This is a genomic window from Stutzerimonas stutzeri (assembly GCF_024448985.1).
In the GTDB taxonomy this organism is placed as follows: domain Bacteria; phylum Pseudomonadota; class Gammaproteobacteria; order Pseudomonadales; family Pseudomonadaceae; genus Stutzerimonas; species Stutzerimonas stutzeri_AP.
Genome location: NZ_JAMOII010000011.1, coordinates 84852 through 105235, shown reverse-complemented (window position 1 = coordinate 105235; position 20384 = coordinate 84852). Strand labels below are relative to the sequence as shown.

Sequence of the window (20384 nt, the reverse complement as noted above, 5' to 3'; positions counted from 1 at the left end):
AAAAGCTATTCGATAGCCCAGCATCAGACGCTGGGTCTCGCGACCTCAACAGGCAGGCACGGCGCCAAGCTCCCTGCGAAGCAATACACGAATAATAATTAAGAAAAGTCTTCAACAGGAGCGTACAAGCCCATGAATCTGCTAAGAAATTTCCCGATCAGCAAACGCCTTTGGCTGATCCTGGTGTTAGCAATCGCCATGCTGTTCATCCTTGGCCTATTGATGATTCAGCAAGTGCGCACCGACCTGTACAAAGGCAAGCAGGTCATGACGCAAAACATCGTCGAGACCGCCAACGGCATTCTCAGCCATTACCAGCAACTCGAAGCGAACGGCTCGCTGAGTACTGCCGAGGCGCAAAAGGCGGCGATGGACCAGATTCGCCTGCTCCGCTATGGGCAGGACGATTACTTCTGGATCAACGACATGAAGCCGACAATGCTCATGCATCCGATGAAACCAGAGCTCGATGGCCAAGACCTGTCCAAGACCAAGGATCCGAACGGCAAGGAACTATTCAACGAAATGGTTCGGGTTGCACAGCGTCAGGGCGCGGGTCTGGTGGACTATCAATGGGCGAAGCCGGGAGAGGTAGATCCAGTACCGAAGATTTCCTATGTCGAACTGTTCAAGCCCTGGGGTTGGATCATCGGCACAGGCATTTATGTCGACGATGTCGAAGCAGAGTTCCAACGTTATGTGGTTCGTTTTTCGATCATTGGCCTAGTGATCGCCTCGTTGATGGCCGTGCTGGTCGCCATTCTGATTCGCAGCATCACCAAACCGCTGCGCGACTCCATGCAAGCCATGGCCAACATAGCCAGTGGCGAAGCCGACCTCACGCGTAGCCTCGACGTCTCGGGCAATGACGAGTTGACGACCTTGAGTCGTGACTTCAACAGCTTTACCCAAAAGCTCCGTACGGTCATAACCCAACTGTTCGAAACGTCGGGCTCGCTAGACCAGTCGTCCAACGCCCTCGGTGGGCTGGCCGGCCAGGCCCACAAACAAAGCCAACAGCAAGCCCAGCAGATGGAGCTGGTCGCCACGGCCATCAACGAAGTGACTTACGCTGTACAGGAAGTAGCAAAGAATGCCGAGCATGCGTCGAACGAGGTGAACGACGCAGAAAAGCAGGCCGATCTAGGGCAGCGCAATATCGACGCCAGCCTGCAACAAATCGATCAACTGTCGACGACGATCAACGAGGCGGTTGGGGTGATTCAATCGCTGGCCGAGGAAACCACCCAGATCGGCTCGGTTCTCGAAGTCATCGGATCGATTGCCGAACAAACCAATCTCCTCGCGCTGAACGCCGCAATCGAGGCGGCACGTGCCGGCGAACAGGGACGCGGTTTTGCCGTTGTGGCTGACGAGGTCCGCCTGTTGGCGCAGCGCACCCAGACATCGACGGCGGAAATCCACACGATGATCGAACGCCTGCAGAAGAATTCGGGAGCTGCGGTCACCGTCATCATGAATAGCAGCCGCGCCTCACAGGCTACAGTCGAACAAGCCAGTCAAGCCGGTGAGAGCCTTGGCCAGATTGCTCAGGCACTGCGCAATCTGTCAGGTCTGAATGCTTCGATTGCCAGTGCGACGTTACAGCAGAGCCACGTCGTCGAGGACATCAATCAGAACGTCACTCAGGCAGCAGGACTGGCACAGGAAAGCACCCTGGCTGCCGAGCAATCGAGCGCGGCAGGCAAACAACTTGGTGATTTGGCAGAACATTTGAATAGATTACTCAAGCAATTCAAAGTCTGACCGTAGATTTACCTCCGATTGTTCGTATAAGAATGGTCAGGTCCAAAAAAGGAGCTGGCCTTTTATTTCGTCCATCGACTGCGACTTTTCGCCACGCTCTCAAGTACTCAAAACGGATCGCCAAGCGTAAGGATGACTGCCCTTGAACGCTGCAGGCCAGGCAGCATCAGGCTTTCATGGCCGATTAATCCAAACCTCGCGCCCGCAACTAATCCTATACCTTCGGCTAATTGCAAAAATCCCCCACAATTACGAACTGTCCATGTGACTTATCAGTCCTCTGTGTACATCAATGGATATGTAAGCCAATGCCGGCAGCCTGGCGGCAGGCTCAATCCGAATTTTGGTATCACCTAGAGAGACATGCCCCCATGAACAGCCCCCTTCGTTTCAACGACGCCCTTCTTATTACTGACCGCGCCTTCAAGCCGTTCCAGTGCGTCGCCTGGACGCTGCTCGAAGGTAACGGCGACCTCAGTATCACCGTCGTGGATGGCAGCGAGTCTCGCGCTGTTGGTCATTGCAAACTTTCCAGCACTGTCTATTCCGATCCCGTCAAGCTTGGCGAATCCTTAGAGCAGGCACGGGCCGACCTGAGCCGTCAGGGCGTTCACTTCGCCCCCTGGCACATGCCCGAATAAGCATCGGTTTCGAAAGCAAAAGGCCCGGTTGCGCAAGCACCGGGTCTTTTGCGTTGTGTTCGCGGTACCGCCACGCATCGCCGCCCCGCTTGTTCGACTGATCCATTCGCCTGTTTCACGGTCCCAGCAATAAGTGAATCCAAAGGAGCGAGCCATGAAAGGTGCAGAAGCCTACGTCAATGATCAGTGGCATAGCAGCGGGTTGGCGAATCTGCCAGAAGGGCCCGAGGCGCATTGCATCACCTTGAAGTTCATCATTCCCCGCGATGCTCAATTCACCGGACTGATCAATCATGTATGCGAAGTCGCGCAGCAGCGACTTAGCGAAGTCTATGAAGGCCGCCAGGTGACGCACAAACCAGTGGTGGGCTCGGTCGTCGGGGACGGTAGCGGCGATGGCGTAGACCTCGTTTTCGACGTAGCCCCAGCAAACTGAGCATCTATCACGAGGGAGCGGAACCATGACCAGTCAACAGCTCACACTCGACGAAGCCATGCGGATCAGCGAGATGGCTTTTTTACCCTGCCATGTCACCACCGTGGCGGATAACGAGGACGTTAGCTTTTCGCTGCGAGTAACCAACGCGGCGGGCGATGTAGTTCTTTCCATTGCGCATATTGCGCGCTCCCAATACACGACCCCGCTGCACCTTGCCGGGCTGCTGGAACATGCGCGTCTGCAGCTCAGCAAGGACGGGATATCGCTGAGCCCATGGTCCATGCCTGAGCAACCGGGTATCGCCGGATGACCACCCTCACCTGCCGAGACTCTGAATGACTCCTTTCGATTGGCAGCGCATGCTGCTGGATAGCTTTCCTCCGATGTTTATCGCTGAAGTGGCGCTACGGGCGCTTTTTGCCTTCTGTGCAGTTTTTCTGTTTTTGAAGATCAGCGGGCGTCGCGGGATCAGGCAGCTGTCGCTGTTCGAACTGGTAGTGATCTTGACCCTCGGTTCCGCCGCTGGTGATGTGTCGTTTTATGAGGATGTACCGCTACTGCCCGTTGCCGCGGTGTTCGTTACTCTGCTGGGGCTTTACCGGCTCACGGTATGGGCGTCGGGCCACAGCGAGCGATTCTCAAACTGGATGGAAGGCAAGCCGGTAACGATCATCAAAGACGGGCTGTATGAGCTGAACAGCCTGGAAGGATTGAACATTTCGTCCGATGAATTCTTCATGGAGTTGCGCCAGCAAGGCGTCGAGCACCTGGGGCAGGTTCGCCTGGGCATTCTTGAAACCGACGGCGACGTGAGCCTTTTTTTCAACGACGACGACTCGATACGTCCCGGGTTATCGGTTCTACCCGCCGAGTACCGGCCTGCATATCAGCAGGCGCCCTCCAGCGGTCTATATGCCTGCACGCGCTGCGGATACCCGCAAGTAATCGGCGAACAGCAGCACGCGACTTGTCCTCGTTGCCAGAACCAGCACTGGTGCATTGCGCTTAGCAATCCGCGCTTGCGCTGACATGCGGCGCGAACCCCCTCCGCCCACATCGGTCACTTATAGAGACGGTCAGCGCGATGGGCCACCTCAGCGCGACTGCGCCTTTCACTCGCTATTCAGGAGCACACTTATGCTAGGCGACTATTCCTCGATAAATGAACATCTCGAAACCGCACGAAAGCACGCTGACCATGCTGAGACAAGCGCTGATCCGGCGATTTATCGCGAAGCGATCGACGAGCTAGTGGCCGCGATTCGGTTGTTGATGCGCAATAGTGAGGAAAAAGAAAGCTGATCAGACTACGCGCCGGCTTTCGCCGGCTACACCGCCGCCCCTGCCCCGACTGACGATTGCCGACCCCGCCGTCCGGGGCCAAATGACGTTTGAAGAGGAGTATCGAATGCTGGTCGATCAGAGCAGTGAGGCTCCTCTAGGCTCGGCGGAAGGCGTGCGTCCGGTGCCCGCGGACGAGCAACTCGATACGGGCACCGCCCTGTGCCCGCCGCTGCCTGCCGATCTTCATTACGTCGACGACCGCAGCCCCGGCATCAGTCGCCGCGTGTTGAGGGGCAAATTCGCGTACTTTTTGCCGAGCGGAGAACGTATACGTGATCCGGCAGAAATTTCGCGAATCAACAAGCTGGCTATCCCTCCGGCCTATGTTGATGTCTGGATCTGCCCAGACCCGCAAGGCCACATGCAGGCCACCGGGCGAGACGCACGCGGTCGCAAGCAATATCGCTATCACGTCCGCTGGCGAGAAATTCGCGACAGCGACAAGTACGAACGCATCCTGGCGTTCGGCGCGGCCCTGCCCAGGCTGCGGGCTCGCCTGGAGCAACACTTGGCACTGCGCGGCATGCCGCGGGAGAAGGTCATGGCACTTGTCGTGCAGTTGCTCGAATCGACTTTGATTCGTGTCGGCAACTCACGATACGCGCGTGAAAACCGATCCTACGGTCTGACGACATTGCGCACGCGCCATGTGGATGTACGAGGCGCGGCGATTCGCTTTCAATTTCGCGGCAAGAGTGGCGTGGAGCATCAGGTCACGCTGAAGAATCAGCGGCTGGCGCGCATCATGCGCCGTTGCATGGAGCTGCCCGGCCAGCATCTGTTCCAGTATCTGGATGAAGAAGGTCAGCGCCACCCGGTCAGTTCAGGCGACGTGAATCTGTTCCTTCAGGATATGACTGGCGGCGACTTCACGGCCAAGGACTATCGCACCTGGGCAGGCAGCGCGCTGGCCCTCGAATATTTGCGCAAATGTGATTGGCAACCGGAAGCGGTTGCGCGCAGCAACCTGGTCGAAACGGTCAAGAATGTGTCCCAGCAGCTCGGTAACACGCCGGCGGTCTGTCGCCAGTGCTACATCCATCCCGACGTGCTCGATGCCTTCGCAGCCGGTGAACTCGCGCGGCTGCCAAAGGCGCGAAAACGTAAATGGCTAAGCAGCGCGGAGGTCACGCTTTTGAATTTTCTTGCCGAACGCAATCCGCAGTAATGCCCACTTTCTGGTAAACCGTTACCCGGTTGCGCCCCGCCGATTTGGAGGCATACAGCGCGTTGTCGGCCCGTTCTATCAATTGTGCATAGCCGCTGATGGGCTGGCTGAGATCGGCGATGCCAAGGCTGACGGTGAAGCGAATGCTATGACCTTCGTAGTTGACTTCATGCGCCTCGATAGACTGACGAAGCCGTTCTGCGACTGATAGCGCACCCTCACTATCGGTATCAGGCAGCAACACCACGAATTCTTCGCCGCCGTAGCGCCCGGCGGTATCGGCGTCTCGCATACTCGTACGAATGATTTCAGCCGTCTGCTGGATGACGGCATCGCCAGCCTGATGGCCGTAGGTGTCGTTGATTTTCTTGAAATGGTCAATGTCGAACATCACCAGCGCCGCGTTGCGTTCGTAGCGGCAATGCCGTGCATATTCCTGACGCAGCATCTCTTCCCAATGGCCCCGGTTGAACAGACCTGTCAGACGGTCAGTGCTGGATAACCGTTGCAGCTCCTGGTTTGCCGCTTGCAGCTGACGGCGGTTGGTTGCGACATCGGTCACGTCGTAAATGATCAGGCAAATCTGCTCGATGCAGCCGCCGAGCCCCTTCAACGGCAGCAGTGTGGTGTTCTGATACATGAAGTCTTCCAGCCCGGTGATGGGCTGGTAATTCTTGAACCGTAACAGGTACGGACGCTGCTCCCAAACAGTGAATGAAGGCGTGCCGAGCGTTGCGACGTTTTCCACCTTGCGCCGGAACCACTGCTCGTCCACTTCCGGAAACAGCTCGAAGAACGATTTCTTTCGCGCTTCTTCAGGTAACCGCCCGGATCGGTTCTCCATGAACGTATTCCACACATCGATACGGTATTGGCGGTCCATTACTACGACACCGACATCAATGCTCTGAACGATCGCCAGCAGCCAGTGAAGTTCGCTCAGATTGTTCGAGTCGGACATTGCTTAGTCCATCAGGTACGCGAGTTTACGGGACAGCAGCTCAACCGAATCTTCGGTGAACAGCAACAGCAGGTCGAAATGTACATCGTGGGCTTCGATGCTGTAGCTGATTTCTACCGCAAGGGTATTTTTCCAGCGTTGGCGATTAACACGGATGAGCTCGTCGATCGATGCGTGCTGGCCAAGCACTTGCGGGTGTCCTTGGGAAAACACCAAGTCGATTTGTTCGGCGATGCCGCTGAGGCATGCACTGATCAACAGACTCGACAGATCGAGCAGCATCTCGAGTTCGCGGTAATCCTCAGCGCCCATTAAGACCGCCATATCGGCCATTTCCGAGTCATGAAAGATCAGCAGCGCCTCGCCTGCTATACCGCCACCAATATAGCCCTGGCAGACCGCTGTAAGCTTGTCGCCCTGGGCCGCATCGGCTAGTGCCATGTGCAGCTCGCCGACTTCGAAAATGTTCACATTGGGAATGGGCAGCTGAACAAAAACGCCGAGCACTCTCGCCAAGAGCGCTGCTGCACGCCCCATCGCGACGTTCACCACCTCGCGAAACGCGTCGCGAAACGGGATTTGTCCGGTATTCCGCTGACCAAGCAACGGCAATTCATCGCCTAATAACCCGAAGCTTGCCAGGGTCTGTTGCAAATGCACCGGATCGGCGGGTTTGCGAATGAATGCAAGCGCACCCAACTCCAGCACGCGTCGCACGGCCTCATCCTGGACGTCTGCCGAGATGACGATGACTTTGCATTCAAGGCATTCGTCACGCAGCGCGCCGAGCACCTGATAGCCGTCCATGTCCGGCATCGTCAGGTCGAGCAGTAGCACATCGACGACGCCCTCACGAATGCGTTCGAGTGCCTCACGGCCACTTGCCGCCTGGTGAATATCCAATGGCCAGGCAGCCGGAAGCGCGCGCAGCAACTGCTTGCGCGCCAGGCTCGAATCATCGCAAATCAATAGGGAAACGATAGACATGCAGCGCTCGCTCACGTGGTCAGCCTCCGGAATGTGGACAGCTTATCTCAGCAAACGAGCGCCGTGGAGGCGACACATAACGATAATGGCATTTCGCCATGAGGCTGGCGGGAATGCCTATTTTTAAGGCAGTTACGTCTTAATAGTAGGCGTTATCCCGATTGGTATGGTCAGTTACGTCACGCACGCCCTTGAGTTCGGGGATCCGCTCTAACAGCGTCTTCTCGATACCTTCCTTGAGCGTAACGTCAGCCTGTCCGCACCCTTGGCAACCACCACCGAACTGCAGCACAGCCACTCCTTCGTCGACTACATCGATCAAGGTGACCTGCCCACCATGGCTGGCAAGCCCCGGGTTGATTTCGGTTTGCAGGTAATAATTGATGCGCTCGTTTAGCGGGCTGTCTTCGTTAACCATGGGGACCTTGGCATTGGGTGCCTTGATGGTCAGCTGACCGCCCATGCGATCGGTGGCGTAATCCACCAAAGCATCTTCAAGAAAGGGCTCGCTGACGCCATCGATCCAGGCCGTGAAACGCTTTAGCGCAATCGCAACGTCATCCGGCTTTTCTTCCCCGGGCTTGCAATAAGCGATGCAGGTTTCGGCGTATGGCGTACCGGGCTGAGTAATGAAAACCCGGATGCCAATCCCGGTGGTGTTCTGCTTCTCGAGCAGCTCGGCCAGGTAATCGTGTGCAGCTTCGGTAATGGTAATGGCGCTCATGGGAACTCCTCTCATACATGGCCGGCAGTGTACGCCAACCAATGCGCGGGATAAAGTCCTAGTGTTTTAGTAGGAAATAGCATTTTCTGATTTCAGAATTCTGGTGTCTCCCAGTCCCTGGCAAACCAGTGGATTGCATTCCTATTTTTTGCGCAATCATTGCTCCGATTTCAGGCGCCTCGGTGACTTCGGCCGGCCCAACGTTTGTGCCCGCTCCGAACGAACATGAGCAAAACTCATTCAAACCGGCGAACGATCAAACAGCGTGCAGCTTTGTTATCATTCCCGGTCACGTAATCAACTCCCAGGTAGTCCCCCATGCTCGACCGCAACGCCCGTCTCCAGGCACTCCAGCAGGCGCTAAAAGAGCGCATCCTGATTCTCGACGGCGGCATGGGCACCATGATCCAGAGCTACAAACTGGAGGAGTCCGACTACCGCGGCGAGCGGTTCGCCGACTGGCCACAGGATCTCAAGGGCAACAATGACCTGTTGATCCTCACCCGTCCAGACGCCATCAGTTCGATCGAGAAAGCCTACTTCGACGCCGGGGCAGATATCGTCGAAACCAACACTTTCAATGCCACCCGCGTATCCCAGGCCGATTACGGCATGGAAGAGCTGGTTTACGAGCTGAACGTCGAAGGCGCCCGCCTCGCTCGTCAGGCCGCCGATGCCAAGACGGCCGAAACCCCTGACCGTCCACGCTTCGTTGCCGGCGTACTTGGTCCGACCAGCCGGACGTGCTCGCTGTCACCGGACGTGAACAACCCGGGATACCGCAACGTCACCTTCGACGAGTTGGTGGAGAATTACACCGAAGCCACCCGCGGCCTGATCGAAGGCGGCTCCGACCTGATCCTGATCGAAACCATCTTCGACACGCTCAATGCCAAAGCCGCGATATTTGCCGTGCAGGAAGTGTTCGAGGAAATCGGTTTCGAGTTGCCAATCATGATCTCCGGCACCATTACCGACGCCTCCGGCCGTACCCTGTCCGGGCAGACCACCGAGGCCTTCTGGAACTCTGTACGCCACGCTAAACCGATCTCCGTCGGGCTGAACTGCGCGCTGGGTGCCAAGGAGTTGCGGCCCTATCTGGAAGAACTGTCGAACAAGGCCGAGACCCATGTTTCGGCGCACCCCAACGCCGGCTTGCCAAACGCCTTCGGTGAGTACGATGAAAGTCCCGAGGAAATGGCCCGGGTCGTCGAGGAATTCGCCGCCAGCGGCTTTCTCAACATAGTCGGCGGTTGCTGCGGCACGACGCCCGGCCACATCGAGGCGATTGCTAAAGCAGTTGCCAAGTACGCGCCGCGGGTCATCCCGGACATTCCAAAGGCGTGCCGGCTGTCAGGCCTCGAGCCCTTCACCATCGACCGCAGTTCGCTGTTCGTCAACGTCGGTGAACGCACCAACATCACTGGCTCTGCCCGTTTTGCCCGCCTGATCCGCGAAGACAACTACACCGAGGCGCTGGAAGTTGCTCTGCAGCAGGTTGAAGCCGGCGCTCAGGTGATCGACATCAACATGGATGAGGGCATGTTGGATTCGAAGAAGGCGATGGTGACCTTCCTCAATCTGATCGCCGGCGAGCCCGACATCTCCCGCGTGCCGATTATGATCGACTCCTCCAAGTGGGAAGTGATCGAAGCCGGCCTTAAGTGCATCCAGGGCAAAGGCATCGTCAACTCGATCTCCATGAAGGAAGGCGTCGAGGCGTTCAAGCACCATGCGCGCTTGTGCAAGCGCTACGGCGCCGCTGTGGTGGTGATGGCCTTCGACGAAGCCGGCCAGGCCGACACTGCTGAGCGCAAACGCGAAATCTGCCAGCGCTCCTATGACATCCTGGTCAGTGAAGTTGGCTTCCCGCCGGAAGACATCATCTTCGACCCGAACATCTTCGCCGTCGCCACGGGCATCGAAGAGCACAACAACTACGCCGTCGACTTCATCGAAGCTTGCGCCTATATCCGCGACAACCTCCCCCACGCCCTGACCTCGGGCGGCGTATCCAACGTGTCGTTCTCGTTTCGCGGCAACAACCCGGTGCGCGAGGCGATTCACTCGGTCTTTCTCTACTATGCCATCCAGAATGGCCTGACCATGGGTATCGTCAACGCTGGCCAGCTGGAGATCTACGACGAGATCCCGAAGAAGCTGCGCGATGCGGTCGAGGATGTGGTGCTCAACCGGACGCCTAATGGTACCGAGGCGCTGCTGGCCATCGCAGACGAGTTCAAGGGCGACGGCAGCGTCAAGGAAGCGGAAACCGAAGAGTGGCGCGGCTACACCGTTGAGAAGCGGTTGGAGCATGCGCTGGTCAAAGGCATCACCACCCATATCGTTCAGGACACCGAAGAGTTCCGCCAGCAATGTGCGCGGCCCATCGAGGTCATTGAGGGCCCACTCATGTCGGGCATGAACGTTGTTGGCGACCTGTTCGGCTCGGGCAAGATGTTTTTGCCACAGGTGGTCAAGTCCGCCCGCGTAATGAAGCAGGCCGTGGCGCACCTGATTCCCTTCATCGAAGCGGAAAAAGGCGACAAGCCGGAAGCCAAGGGCAAGATCCTCATGGCCACAGTCAAGGGCGACGTGCATGACATCGGCAAGAACATAGTCGGCGTGGTGCTCGGTTGTAACGGTTACGACGTGGTCGACATGGGCGTCATGGTGCCGGCGGAAAAAATCCTGCAGACGGCTATCGCCGAGAAGTGCGACATCATCGGCCTGTCCGGCCTGATCACCCCGTCCCTGGACGAGATGGTGCACGTTGCGCGCGAGATGCAGCGTCAGGACTTCCATCTCCCGCTGATGATCGGCGGCGCGACCACATCCAAGGCCCACACCGCGGTGAAGATCGATCCGCACTACAAGAACGATGCGGTGGTGTACGTCACCGATGCCTCGCGTGCGGTCGGTGTAGCCACGACGCTTCTGTCGAAAGAACTGAAGCCGGCTTTCGCGCAGAAAACCCGGGAAGAGTACGCGATGATCCGTGAGCGCACCGCCAATCGTAGCGCCCGCACCGAACGCCTGACCTATGCCGAGGCTGTTGCGGTCAAACCCAAGTTCGATTGGGCCAGCTATTTGCCCGTCAAACCGACCTTCACCGGCCGCAAAGTATTGGAAGACATCGACCTGCGCACGCTGGTCGATTACATCGACTGGACGCCATTCTTCATCTCCTGGGATCTGGCCGGCAAATACCCGCGCATCCTGGAGGACGAGATCGTCGGTGAAGCCGCCACGTCACTGTTCAACGATGCCCAAGCGATGCTTAACAAGCTGGTCGATGAAAAACTGATCAAGGCCCGTGCCGTCTTCGGCTTTTGGCCGGCCAATCAGGTCGACGAAGACGATATCCAGGTCTATGGTGACAATGGCGAAGCCCTCGCTACCCTGCATCACTTGCGTCAACAAACGGTGAAGACTGACGGCAAGCCGAACTTCTCCCTCGCCGACTTTGTTGCGCCGAAGGACAGCGGTGTCACCGATTATGTGGGCGGCTTCATCACTACGGCTGGCATCGGCGCTGAGGAAGTTGCCAAGGCCTATCAGGACGCCGGGGACGACTACAACTCGATCATGGTGAAGGCACTCGCCGATCGCCTCGCTGAAGCCTGCGCAGAGTGGCTGCACCAGCAGGTGCGTAAGCAATGGTGGGGCTACGATCCTGAGGAGCAGCTCAGCAATGAAGAGCTGATCAGGGAGCAATACAAGGGCATCCGCCCTGCCCCCGGCTATCCGGCTTGCCCCGATCACACCGAAAAAGGCACGTTGTTCCAGTTACTTGATGCCGATGGCGTCAGTCAGGTGACCCTGACGGAACACTATGCGATGTTCCCAACAGCAGCGGTCAGCGGCTGGTATTTTGCACATCCGCAAGCGCAATACTTCGCAGTCGGCAAGATCGACAAGGATCAGGTCGAACGCTACAGCAAACGCAAAGGTCAGGAGCTGGCCGTGACCGAGCGCTGGTTGATGCCTAACCTAGGATACGACGACTAACGAGGCAATGTCGGCCTGTAGAGCGGGAGTAACGCGTGGCTCTCGCTCGTGAAGGCACATATTGACGGGCGTCCTGCTGTGCAGTTTGCGAGCCGCTCCTACCTATCTATCCTGTCGACTACCTGGACGCCAACCATGCCCACCTCGCCACTCTATCTGCTTGACCAGCTCGAAACTGCCGACATGCTCGAAATCGATGGGCTGCACGCATTCGAATTCAATCTCAACGACGATCTGCTGGATCGCGCCGAGGCAGCAGCGCTCGCCAACGAGTCTTTCTCCAGCGAAGAGATAGTGCTGCGTATAGAGTCGCTGGACGGGCGTGAACGGCGCCGGTGGTCGTTCAGCTATAACGCCGTGATGGAAGCGCAACACGATGTCGAAGACGACAGCTGGGCGCTCGGCGAACCTCCTCAACATCGCCTCAAATGCCTGGGCGCGATCAGCGCTTGCAACGAAGACGAATGAGAGCGGGTCAGACGGCTTCTGCGCGTCAGGAAATTCTGCCTCAAGCAGACGTTGCGCGCATCTGATCGATTTCCACGGTCCCGATAAGCCGGCCTGTGGGCACTTCGGGACCTCCATGCAACTTCGCTTGCTCAGATACTTGGAGCATCTTTTTTCGCGACCCGGCTTCTGAGGAATGCTGTATTGAGCCTAACGAGACGGCGCTTTATCTCAGCTGCAGCCAGCCTCGCCGCCGGTAGCGTTTGCGCGTCCATGCTTTCGGGTGGCGGTACGAACGATGCCTCGGAAAACGTCTTCATCGGTAAGGCAAAGGAGCTGGAAGCCAGACTCGGCGCACGCATCGGCGCGGTAGTCAGAAGCTCTGACGCTGAAATGCACTGGGCGTACCGGGCAGATGAACGCTTCCCCATGTGCAGTACCTTCAAGCTGCTCGCCTCGGGCAGCCTACTGACGCACGTTGATGCGGGTCGCGATCAACTCGATCGAATCGTCCGCTTCGAGATTGCCGATGTCGTCGACTACTCACCGGTTACGAAAAGTCAGGCCGGTGGTGATGGTATGACCCTCGCGCAGCTGTGCAAGGCTGCGCTGACGCACAGCGACAACACGGCGGGCAACCTCATACTCGAACAGCTCGGCGGGCCAGGCGGGGTCACCGAATTTGCCCGGTCGCTCGGCGACACGAAGACCCGGCTCGATCGCTGGGAAACCGAGCTAAACGCAGCGACACCCGGCGATCCGCGAGATACCACGACGCCTGCCGCCATGGCGCACTGCGTCGATGTCATGATGTTCGGCGATGCTCTCTCCGCTTCATCACAACGGCAGCTGAATGATTGGCTGATAGCCAACAAGACTGGCGATGCCAAGTTGCGGGCCGGCATACCAGCCAGTTGGAGGATCGGCGACAAAACCGGTGGAGGCGATCATGGCACCATGAACGACGTGGCCGTCATCTGGCCGCCTCAACAGCACCCCTTGATCGTCAGCATTTATATGACCGATACGGTCGCCTCGTTCGACGACCGCAACGCGGCGTTCGCCGAGCTGGGTAGGACGATTTACGAACTGTTAGTGGAGTAAGCCTGTACAAGGCGGCGTCGCGATCCGGCTCAACTAACGTCGCGGCATTCCATCAAAAAGCGAAGGCAAACCATGCAACCTGAAATCCTGCGAGCCGAGCATGACGATGTAGGGCGCGTTGCCCTGCTATTCGATGCCTATCGGATGTTCTACGGGCAACCCTCCGATCTCGCGCTAGCCCGCGACTTTCTCGCCGAGCGCATCCGTAATGAAGAGTCAACGATCTTCTACGCGAGGGACGCAGCAGGAAGTTATATAGGCTTCACTCAGCTTTACCCCGTCTTCTCGTCCATCTCCGCTCAGCGCTCGTGGATATTGAATGATCTCTACGTGGCCGAAAGCGCCCGAGGCAGCGGCATCGGGCGGATGCTAATGAACCGCGCCCATGAACATGCACTAGCAACCGGCGCCAAGGGCCTGTCGCTTGAAACAGCCAAGACCAATACCACTGCTCAACGTCTCTATGAGTCGTTGGGATATGTCAGGGACAACGAATTTCACAGTTACTTTCTCGACCTGAGCGATGGTTAATTCATTCGACATCGTTCGGTCAGGCAGTCAGAAGGCGTCACGGGCTTTGCCGGTGGCTTAGAGCGATACCGAAATTTCAGGCATAGCAAGTTGCGGTCTTTCGGCCTGTCCGGACAGAGCCTGCTGGTCAACTCCGCAACCAAGGAGCTTCAATGAATATCCACGAATGTAACTCGATTGAAGACGTCCGAGACAATATCGATCGTATCGACCGAAGGATCGTTACGCTGCTAGCCGAACGCGGCAGCTACGTGAAGCGCGCCGCAGCGTTCAAAAAGACTACCGCTGATGTAAGAGCACCCCAGCGCGTCGAACAGGTGATTGCAAAGGTCAAGGCGCTGGCAGCGGAGTTGCATGCCGACCAGACGGTTACTGAACAAGTCTATCGAGCCATGATCGCTGGCTTCATTGAGGCAGAACTAATTGAACACACATCGCCTATGAACTGATTCAGTTATTCATGACCTTCGCCACGCCGCAGCAATAGCGCGATAGCCAGAACCACCATCAGGCTGCCCGGTAGCCAATGCCAGCCGATTCGTTGTGGTTGGGCGACAAACAGCAGCACCATCGACACGAACGGGACCAGATAGCTGTAAGCAGTGACCGCGCCTGGAGTCAGCACCGCCGTGGCCCGCTGCTGCAGAAAAAAGGTCATGCCGCTCGAGAACACGCCAAGATAGATGACCAAGGCCGTATCCCTCAAATCCATCCGCATCAATGCAGCCGGCTGCTCCCAGATCAGCCCCAGCATGCCGATCAGTATCGCGCCCATGAACAGACTCCAGAAAGTCCGTAATCCTGCCTGCCGGGCCAGTACGCCGCGATGCAAGCCCCACTTGCTCAACACCGGGTACAACGCCGAGGCGATGCAGCCGAAAAAGAATGCCAGTTCGCCAAAGCCGAATTTCAGCTCGGAAAGATCCCCGTTGTTTTCAGCGATAGCTAGACCAAGTGCGCCGAACGCACCCAACGTGAGAATCGCCAGTAACCGCCCCGCTGCTTGCTCGACACCCAAACCACGGCCAATGCAGTAGGCCAGCAGGGGCACACTGACGAACAGCGTGGCCATCGACAACGCGCTGACACGGTGCGCGGCCCAAAACATCGTGCCGAAAAAGCCAGCCAGACTCAGGCCCATCAACGCATACAGCAGCAGCCCTGGAACGCTCGGCCAGCGCTCCTCCTGTCGCCACAACAACGGGAGCAGTGCCAACGCAGCAATGCTGAAGCGGATGGCGGTCAATAGCAGCGGCGGTAGCCCTTCGCTCATCAGCCCCACCGCGGGAAAGGACAGGCCAACAAACAACGCCCAGAGCACCATGCCCAAATGCGCGCGGGTAACGCCACGGGTTATTTTAGTCATCGCCCTGCTCCTCCAGCGTCAGCAGCAGCGCGCGCAATCCATTCGCCAGGGCCCGCTTCTGTTCCTCATCGAGTGGCGCCTGCATGCGATGCAGGGTAGCCAGGTACTCATCGAGACAGCCGAGCAGCACGGCCTGCCCTTCGTCGCTGAGGCGGATCAACAGACTGCGGCGGTCTGCCGGATTGGCGACACGCTGAATCAGCCCCGCGGCTTCAAGTCGATCGAGCCGATTGGTCATCGCACCAGAGCTGAGCACTGCGGCGTGGCGAAGCGCGTTTGGGGTCAGCCCCTGTGGCTGACCCGCACGGTACAGCGTCGCGAGCAAATCGAACTCGCCGTCATGGAGGCCGTACGTACGGAACACGGCGGCAATGCTGCGGTTGAGGTACTTGGAAAGCCGAAATACGCGCGTGAATATCGCCATCGGCGATGTGTCGCTTTCAGGACGCACGTTGCGCCACTGGGCCAATACGTCGTCGACATGGTCACCAGCCTCGGGCTTGTACATGAATAACTCCAGGGAAAGAATCTTTACCTAAAGCTAAATAGACGAGACAAGGAAGGCAAGCGATAACACGGCTTACGTGAGCGCGGCGACGAATGACACTTGCCCGGCAATCGAGCGCGCAGCCAGGTGCACGCATCCGAACTGGATTGGTTACTTCAGCTGAGAGGGCGAATTGCGGACGATTTTGATCGAATGCGTGAGTGCCGGCTTGCGAGTAACACTAATAGCTCTGCGCGTTACCGTGTCGATGGTGATATTCCAGAATCCGGTGTTGGGTACTTTGATCTTCGCCGGAAACTTGTCGAAGGCACCACCATGGTAGGTATGTCTGCCGCCATTTCTAAAACTGCGGAAATTCTTGTCGTTCATCAGACGGATGTTGCAGGGCTGCGAACATTCGATAATCACGAAGTCGTCTTCGTTGAGGTGTTCGCGCTGGTGTATGAACTTCATGTACCGCTCCGGACCGCGTTACTGGCAAAGGCGCAGATTACCACGGCCGCATCCACCACTGGCGAGTCGAGCGCTGGCTCGCATTGCCCCGCTACCGCGTCTGCAACGATATTTTCCACTGTCCTTTGACACCAAGCCGCCTGCACAATCGGCTCTGGCGCCCAGCGTCTGAAATCACCTGCTTATCAAGGATACCCGTGCATGTCTGCGGCAAGCCTCTCCGTCGATGCCGCTTCGCCCGTTGCTCGCCGCGCCGCCCGCGTCGGCTTTTTCATGGCCGGGTTCGGCCTGTCCATCTGGGCGCCGCTGGTGCCTTATGTACGTGAGCGCATCGAGATGAGCGATGCGCTTTTCGGCACCCTACTGCTGTGCATCGGTATCGGTTCGCTGACCTGGATGCCGCTGTCCGGGTTGCTGGTAACCCGCTACGGGATTCGCCCGGTCGTGCTGTCCAGCGTGGCGTTATTACTCGTCGCACTGGGCGGCATGGCCATGACCGAATCGATCTGGTTGCTGGCACTTTCGCTGTTCTTTTTCGGTGGCAGTCTCGGCGTCATCGATGTGGTGCTCAACATTCAAGGCGTGATGATCGAGCGCGACACCGGTAAGCGGCATATGTCGAACTTTCACGGCATGTTCAGCCTGGGCTCAATCTGCGGTGCGCTGGCACTCACCGTCGCACTGACGCTGGGTCTCGCACCGCTAACCGGCACTTTGCTGATGATCGCCGTCATCGCAGTGGCGAACCTTGTCGTGACTCCCGGATTTCTACGGGACAAAGCGCCGGCCGGCGGGGTCGCCTTCATTCGCCCCACCGGCATGGTGCTGCTGGTCGGCGCCCTGTGCTTCGTCGTTTACTTGGCCGAGGGCGCGATACTGGACTGGAGCGCCCTCTACCTCACCGAACAAAAGTCATTAGAGACGGCCAAGGGCGGCCTGGGCTACGCGAGCTTCGCATTGATGGTCACGATTGGCCGTTTCGCCGGTGGGCCTATCGTGAACGCGCTGGGGACGGCGCGCGTGATTGGTTTTGGGGGGCTGTTGGCAGCGATCGGCGTCGGCCTGAGCCTCGTGACCGAGCACTGGGCGCTGGCGCTCATCGGTTATGGCTTTTGTGGGCTGGGCTGCGCCAATGTCTCGCCCGTGCTCATCTCCTCCCTGAGCCGCCAGCGCAGCATGCCGGTGCATCAGGCCATTACTGCCGCAACCACCATCGGCTTCGCTGGGGTGCTTGCCGGTCCAGCTCTGATTGGGGTCATAGCTCACTATGGATCACTTACCCTCGCCTTTGGCCTTCTTGCTGTGCTGCTAGCCAGCCTTGCATTGGGTGGTCGTCGCTTCAACGAATAATCTCGCGACGCAGAGCTGCTTACCCCACTACAGACCCGCTCGCGCCCTTTGGCTAGAATGCGCGCCCTATGCGCATCCACGATATCCATCAACAGCTCGCCGAAATTGGTGCAAAGCCCGTCCACATCGGTCGGGTCACGCGTGCTTGGCTCAAAGGCCAGGCGCTGGACGTCGGTACCCGGCATCAGAAAACCGAAGACTTTCTGCCACTATCGGTACGCACCGGCCTCCCCGCCGTCAGCGAAACCATTGAACGCCTGGCCCGGCTGCGCTCCGAGCATCCAGGTAATGACGGTTCCGCGCGTTTGCTGGTGGAACTGGCTGACGGTCAGATGGTGGAAAGCGTACTCCTGCCTCGCGATGGTCTATGCGTCTCCAGCCAGGTCGGTTGTGCGGTCGGCTGCGTGTTCTGCATGACGGGCAAAAGCGGCCTGCTGCGCCAGCTAGGCAGTGCCGAGATCGTCGCCCAGATCGCCCTTGCGCGGCGCTTCCGCCCGGTAAAGAAGGTCGTGTTCATGGGCATGGGCGAGCCGGCCCATAACCTCGATAACGTGCTCGAGGCCATCGACCTGCTTGGCACCGACGGCGGCATTGGGCACAAGAATCTGGTGTTTTCCACCGTAGGCGATCCACGTGTATTCGAGCGTTTGCCCCAGCAGAAGATACGTCCCGCGCTGGCGCTATCGCTGCACAGTACCGATGCGGCGCTACGCCGCGAGTTGCTGCCCCGAGCACCGGTGTTCGACCCTGCTGAGCTAGTCGAACTGGGTGAAGCCTATGCGCGCCTGGTCGACTATCCGATTCAGTACCAGTGGACGTTGCTCAAGGGCATCAACGATAGCCAGGAGGAAATGGACGGCCTCATCCGGCTGCTCAAGGGGAAGTTCGCGATCATGAATGTGATTCCCTATAACAGCCTCGACGATGATGAATTCCAGCGTCCTAGCGCTGATCGCATCCATCAGATCATGCGTTACCTGCACCAAAACGGCGTTTTGACCAAGGTACGTAACTCTGCCGGCCAGGACATCGATGGCGGCTGCGGGCAACTTCGCGCTCGCGCTGAGCGAGTCATCCGTCAGCGGCAAGAACCGATGGAAGAGCCTGCATCAAAGGGCTGACGGAACGCCGGGGATTCTTCAGTGTCGTAGCGCACTGACCCGCTGGCCGCCTTGGCAGCAACAACCATATCTTTTGCCACGACAGTCAGCTCGCACGGAAACAGCATGCACACACTGGCACAACTGAAAAGCGGCGAGCTGACAGGCGCCACGCGACTGGATCTGTCGGAACAGCTTGAAATCTTTCCCCGTGAGATTTTCGACCTGGCCGATAGCTTGGAAGTACTCAACCTTTCGGGCAACCGACTCAGCAGCCTGCCGCCTGATCTATGGCGGCTACGCAAGCTGCGCATTCTGTTTTGCTCGGACAATGCATTCACGGAGGTTCCGGCGGCGCTCGGCAAGTGCCCGAATCTGGAGATGATCGGTTTCAAGGCCAACCGTATCCGGCGCCTGCCCGCCGAGGCGCTGCCACCCAAGCTCCGCTGGCTGATTCTCACCGACAATCAGCTCGAATCCCTGCCCGATGAGATAGGTCGCTGCGCGCGGCTGCAAAAACTGATGCTCGCCGGCAATCGGCTGCAAGCACTGCCCGAGGGCCTGTCCCGCTGTCTCAATCTGGAGTTGCTGCGCATTGCCGCAAACCAACTGCCTGCACTGCCCGACTGGCTGCTAACCATGCCTCGGCTCGCCTGGCTCGCCTTTGCCGGCAATCCATTCAGCGACACGATCGAGGCAGAGACGCTGGCGCAACATCCGCTGCCACCCATCGGCCGTGACGAAATCACGCTGGGTGACATGCTCGGCCAGGGGGCTTCCGGCGTTATTCATCAGGCCAATTGGCAATACGACGACCAGGTGCCACGGGCCATGGCCGTCAAATTGTTTAAAGGCACTGTAACCAGCGACGGCCTGCCGCACAGCGAGATGGCCGCATGCATCGCAGCCGGCGAGCATCCCAGTCTGATTGGTATCGCCGGACCGCTGGCCGAAGGCCTCGATACGCTGCCGGGTTTGCTCATGGAGCTCATTGCATCGTCCTACCGGCCACTGGCTGGACCACCATCGCTCGCCAGCTGCACCCGCGACTGCTACGAAGCGGAGCGACGTTTTTCAGTCGGCCAGGTGTTACGCATCGCCACTAGCGTGACCTCGGTGGTCAGCCATCTTCATCAGCGTGGCATTCTTCACGGTGATCTCTATGGCCATAACCTGTTAGTCGATCCAAACGGAGATACCTTGCTAAGCGACTTCGGCGCAGCCTCCTTCTATTCACCGCAAAGCGTTCAGGGCCAGTCTCTCGAACGACTTGAAGTACGAGCATTTGGCTGCTTGCTCGAAGAATTGCTGGAACGCTGTGACGTTAGCGATGGCCATCTGCAGGTTCAACGACTCCACACGCTGCAGCGCCGATGCCTGCTCGACAACCCAGCGCATAGGCCTCGTTTCAGCGAGCTGCAGCGCGAACTGAAAAAATTTGACCAAGTTAGCCTCATCCCGGCCAGTTAGTTGCATGAGGTTG

General features: G+C 58.2%; 21 protein-coding genes. 15 read left to right on the top strand and 6 right to left on the bottom strand.

All coding sequences use genetic code 11. The features are described from left to right. Window positions 1-132: 132 nt before the first annotated feature. The 7 genes from NA647_RS13475 to NA647_RS13445 all read left to right on the top strand — a co-directional run bounded on the left by NA647_RS13475 (window position 133) and on the right by NA647_RS13445 (window position 5359). Window positions 133-1767: a methyl-accepting chemotaxis protein gene (locus NA647_RS13475; protein WP_256058122.1), complete on the top strand. Its 1635-nt coding sequence runs from the start codon at window positions 133-135 to the stop codon at window positions 1765-1767. Between the two features lie 371 nt (window positions 1768-2138). After that, window positions 2139-2408, top strand: coding sequence for a hypothetical protein (locus NA647_RS13470; RefSeq protein ID WP_256058121.1), 270 nt, complete (start codon window positions 2139-2141; stop codon window positions 2406-2408). Between the two features lie 154 nt (window positions 2409-2562). Beyond that, on the top strand, window positions 2563-2844 hold the full coding sequence (locus NA647_RS13465) for a hypothetical protein (RefSeq protein WP_197444746.1): 282 nt from the start codon (window positions 2563-2565) through the stop codon (window positions 2842-2844). Between the two features lie 25 nt (window positions 2845-2869). Further along, window positions 2870-3157: a hypothetical protein gene (locus NA647_RS13460; protein ID WP_256058120.1), complete on the top strand. Its 288-nt coding sequence runs from the start codon at window positions 2870-2872 to the stop codon at window positions 3155-3157. 25 nt (window positions 3158-3182) lie between these two features. Beyond that, window positions 3183-3875 (top strand): DUF421 domain-containing protein, encoded by a 693-nt coding sequence (locus tag NA647_RS13455; RefSeq protein ID WP_256058119.1) that lies wholly within the window; start codon window positions 3183-3185, stop codon window positions 3873-3875. 109 nt (window positions 3876-3984) lie between these two features. Continuing rightward, window positions 3985-4149 carry a hypothetical protein gene (locus tag NA647_RS13450; RefSeq protein ID WP_168423712.1) on the top strand — a complete coding sequence of 55 codons (165 nt, stop codon included), beginning with the start codon at window positions 3985-3987 and terminating at the stop codon, window positions 4147-4149. A 106-nt stretch (window positions 4150-4255) separates the two neighbouring features. Then, window positions 4256-5359 carry a DNA topoisomerase IB gene (locus NA647_RS13445; protein ID WP_256058118.1) on the top strand — a complete coding sequence of 368 codons (1104 nt, stop codon included), beginning with the start codon at window positions 4256-4258 and terminating at the stop codon, window positions 5357-5359. Here the strand turns inward: NA647_RS13445 and NA647_RS13440 are convergent. The 3 genes from NA647_RS13440 to nfuA all read right to left on the bottom strand — a co-directional run bounded on the left by NA647_RS13440 (window position 5319) and on the right by nfuA (window position 8031). Beyond that, a complete protein-coding gene (locus tag NA647_RS13440; protein ID WP_256058117.1) occupies window positions 5319-6320 on the bottom strand; it encodes a sensor domain-containing diguanylate cyclase in 1002 nt (333 codons plus the stop codon). The genes NA647_RS13445 and NA647_RS13440 overlap by 41 nt on opposite strands. Window positions 6321-6323: 3 nt before the next feature. Further along, complete coding sequence (locus NA647_RS13435; protein WP_256058116.1) at window positions 6324-7307, bottom strand: response regulator; 984 nt, start codon at window positions 7305-7307, stop codon at window positions 6324-6326. A gap of 139 nt (window positions 7308-7446) precedes the next feature. Next, on the bottom strand, window positions 7447-8031 hold the full coding sequence (gene nfuA, locus NA647_RS13430; protein ID WP_131648677.1) for a Fe-S biogenesis protein NfuA: 585 nt from the start codon (window positions 8029-8031) through the stop codon (window positions 7447-7449). A gap of 318 nt (window positions 8032-8349) precedes the next feature. Between nfuA and metH the strand changes: the two genes are divergently transcribed. From metH to NA647_RS13405, 5 genes are all read left to right on the top strand, one after another. Beyond that, window positions 8350-12042: a methionine synthase gene (gene metH / locus NA647_RS13425; protein WP_256058115.1), complete on the top strand. Its 3693-nt coding sequence runs from the start codon at window positions 8350-8352 to the stop codon at window positions 12040-12042. Window positions 12043-12177: 135 nt separating this feature from the next. Continuing rightward, window positions 12178-12510: a DUF5629 family protein gene (locus NA647_RS13420; RefSeq protein WP_256058114.1), complete on the top strand. Its 333-nt coding sequence runs from the start codon at window positions 12178-12180 to the stop codon at window positions 12508-12510. Between the two features lie 183 nt (window positions 12511-12693). Beyond that, entirely contained in the window at window positions 12694-13593 is a 900-nt protein-coding gene (gene bla, locus NA647_RS13415) for a class A beta-lactamase (protein WP_256058113.1), read from the top strand. Window positions 13594-13665: 72 nt separating this feature from the next. Continuing rightward, window positions 13666-14124 (top strand): GNAT family N-acetyltransferase, encoded by a 459-nt coding sequence (locus tag NA647_RS13410; RefSeq protein WP_256058112.1) that lies wholly within the window; start codon window positions 13666-13668, stop codon window positions 14122-14124. 152 nt (window positions 14125-14276) lie between these two features. Next, complete coding sequence (locus NA647_RS13405) at window positions 14277-14573, top strand: chorismate mutase (protein ID WP_256058111.1); 297 nt, start codon at window positions 14277-14279, stop codon at window positions 14571-14573. Between the two features lie 5 nt (window positions 14574-14578). On the opposite strand, the gene NA647_RS13400 is transcribed toward NA647_RS13405, so the two are convergent. From NA647_RS13400 to NA647_RS13390, 3 genes are all read right to left on the bottom strand, one after another. Beyond that, entirely contained in the window at window positions 14579-15490 is a 912-nt protein-coding gene (locus tag NA647_RS13400) for a DMT family transporter (RefSeq protein ID WP_256058110.1), read from the bottom strand. Next, on the bottom strand, window positions 15483-15998 hold the full coding sequence (locus tag NA647_RS13395; protein ID WP_256058109.1) for a MarR family winged helix-turn-helix transcriptional regulator: 516 nt from the start codon (window positions 15996-15998) through the stop codon (window positions 15483-15485). Before NA647_RS13395 ends, NA647_RS13400 begins: the two co-directional genes overlap by 8 nt. Before the next feature lie 150 nt (window positions 15999-16148). Then, window positions 16149-16451 carry a DUF1883 domain-containing protein gene (locus NA647_RS13390; RefSeq protein ID WP_256058108.1) on the bottom strand — a complete coding sequence of 101 codons (303 nt, stop codon included), beginning with the start codon at window positions 16449-16451 and terminating at the stop codon, window positions 16149-16151. A gap of 201 nt (window positions 16452-16652) precedes the next feature. On the opposite strand from NA647_RS13390, the gene NA647_RS13385 reads away from it, so the two are divergent. The 3 genes from NA647_RS13385 to NA647_RS13375 all read left to right on the top strand — a co-directional run bounded on the left by NA647_RS13385 (window position 16653) and on the right by NA647_RS13375 (window position 20371). After that, window positions 16653-17801, top strand: a complete 1149-nt coding sequence (locus NA647_RS13385; protein ID WP_256058107.1) for an MFS transporter — start codon at window positions 16653-16655, stop codon at window positions 17799-17801. A 68-nt stretch (window positions 17802-17869) separates the two neighbouring features. Next, window positions 17870-18922: an RNA methyltransferase gene (locus tag NA647_RS13380; RefSeq protein ID WP_256058106.1), complete on the top strand. Its 1053-nt coding sequence runs from the start codon at window positions 17870-17872 to the stop codon at window positions 18920-18922. 105 nt (window positions 18923-19027) lie between these two features. Next, on the top strand, window positions 19028-20371 hold the full coding sequence (locus NA647_RS13375) for a leucine-rich repeat-containing protein kinase family protein (protein WP_256058105.1): 1344 nt from the start codon (window positions 19028-19030) through the stop codon (window positions 20369-20371). The last annotated feature ends 13 nt before the right edge of the window (window positions 20372-20384 follow it).